The organism is Actinoplanes sp. NPDC048791 (assembly GCF_040650095.1).
Lineage (GTDB): Bacteria > Actinomycetota > Actinomycetes > Mycobacteriales > Micromonosporaceae > Actinoplanes.
The window spans coordinates 1-1615 of sequence record NZ_JBEZGQ010001462.1 but is presented as its reverse complement, the minus strand read 5'-3'; the positions used below and the strand labels follow the sequence as shown (position 1 = coordinate 1615).

The 1615-nt window shown below is 69.0% G+C and carries 1 protein-coding gene; it reads right to left on the bottom strand.

The features are described from left to right. Window positions 1-14 precede the first annotated feature (14 nt). Window positions 15-1385 (bottom strand): cellulase family glycosylhydrolase, encoded by a 1371-nt coding sequence (locus tag AB0C29_RS47440; RefSeq protein WP_360834823.1) that lies wholly within the window; start codon window positions 1383-1385, stop codon window positions 15-17. Between the last annotated feature and the right edge of the window lie 230 nt (window positions 1386-1615).

Sequence of the window (1615 nt, the reverse complement as noted above, 5' to 3'; positions counted from 1 at the left end):
CCCGGCCCTGGTCGTCAAGTCGCGGAGCAGGTCACCGCCGGTACGCCGTTGGTGCCGGTCCACGAGCCGAGGAAGCCGAAGCTCGCGGAGGCACCGGCGGCCAGGCTCCCGTTGTAGGTCGCGTTGCGAGCGGTCACGGTGGAGCCGCTGCTGGTCACCGTCGCACTCCACGCCTGGGTGACCGTCTGGCCGTTCGGGAACGCCAGGGTGACGGTCCAGCTCCGTACCGCGGCGGTCCCGGCGGTCACCTTGACCTCGCCCTGGAAGCCGCCGGTCCACTGCCCGGTCACCGAGTACGCCGCCGCGCAACCGGCGGGCACCGGCGTCGGCGGGGCGCTGGACGGCGGTGCGCTGCTCGGCGGGGTGCTGCTCGGCGGGGTGCTGCTCGGCGGCGGGGTGGTCGTGCCGCCGCCGAAGATGGCGGCCTCCTTGGCGGTGGCCTTGATGCCGTTCGGCCCGTTGAAGACGCGCTCGCCGAACGCGGTCAGCTGATTCGGGTCGAAACCGACGGTCATGTCGAGGATCGGGTCGTTGTTGCCGGCCCACGACCAGCCCAGGTAGCCGAGGTTACGCTTCACTGCCTCGGCCATCAGGGTCTGGTCGTCCACCTCGCCGGGGGCGAACTGCCAGCCGAACTCGCCGATGACCAGCGGCCAGCCCTTGGCCTGGAAGGTGTCCAGGTAGGAGGTGATGGACGCGGCGGTGTTGAAGACGGCGTACATGTGGATGGAGAGCACCGTGTTGTGCTGGGTGTCGGCGTCCAGCACCGTCTGCGCGTTGTCCCGCATGGTGTAGGTCCAGTCCTGGCCCCAGTTGGGCGCGTCGACCATGAGCAGGTGCTGGAAGCCGTTGCTGCGCATCTTCTGGATGGCCGCGCTGGTCGCGCTGGTCCACTGGCCGGGGTCGGTGTTGCCGATCGGCTCGTTGCCGATGTTGATGGCGATGTAGTCCTCCTGGCCGGCCAGCACGCTCTTCAGGCCGATCCAGTAGTTCACCGCCTGATCCAGCGTGTACGCGGCAGCGTCCTCGCCGTAGCCGGTGGTGTCGTGGTCCTCCAGGACACAGATGAGCCTGTTCTGCTTGCAGAGCGAGATCACGTTGGCCACGTCAGCGGCGCTGTTGGCCGTCCAGCGGCCGCCGCTGAGCACGACCCGTACGGTGTTGGCGCCCTTGGCCTTGATGTCGGCGAACGAGTCGGTCTCGTTGGTGAACCAGGTGTGCTCGTGGTTGACGCCGCGCATGACGAACGGCTGCCCGCCCGCCTCGACGATGCTGCGGCCGCTGACGTGCAGACCGGTCGCCGCGTACGCGGGATCGACGGAGAACAGGACGGAGGCGGCCGCGGCGAGCACCGCGGCGCCGAGGGTGGCGAGTCGTCTTCTCATGACCTACCTCAGATCGGGGGACCTCGTCGGCACAACGCGTCCACCCAGGACGCCACGGCACGGCGGGCACGGGGAAAGGTGCCGGCCGTCCGGGCCAAACGCTGTAACGAGGTGTCAACACGCTACGACGCGCTTCCCCCGACCACAATGGGAGCGCTCCCAGATATTGAGTTTTATCCATATAACGAGCACAACCGAGCCGCGGCCACCCCGGTGGCGGCCGCGGCTCG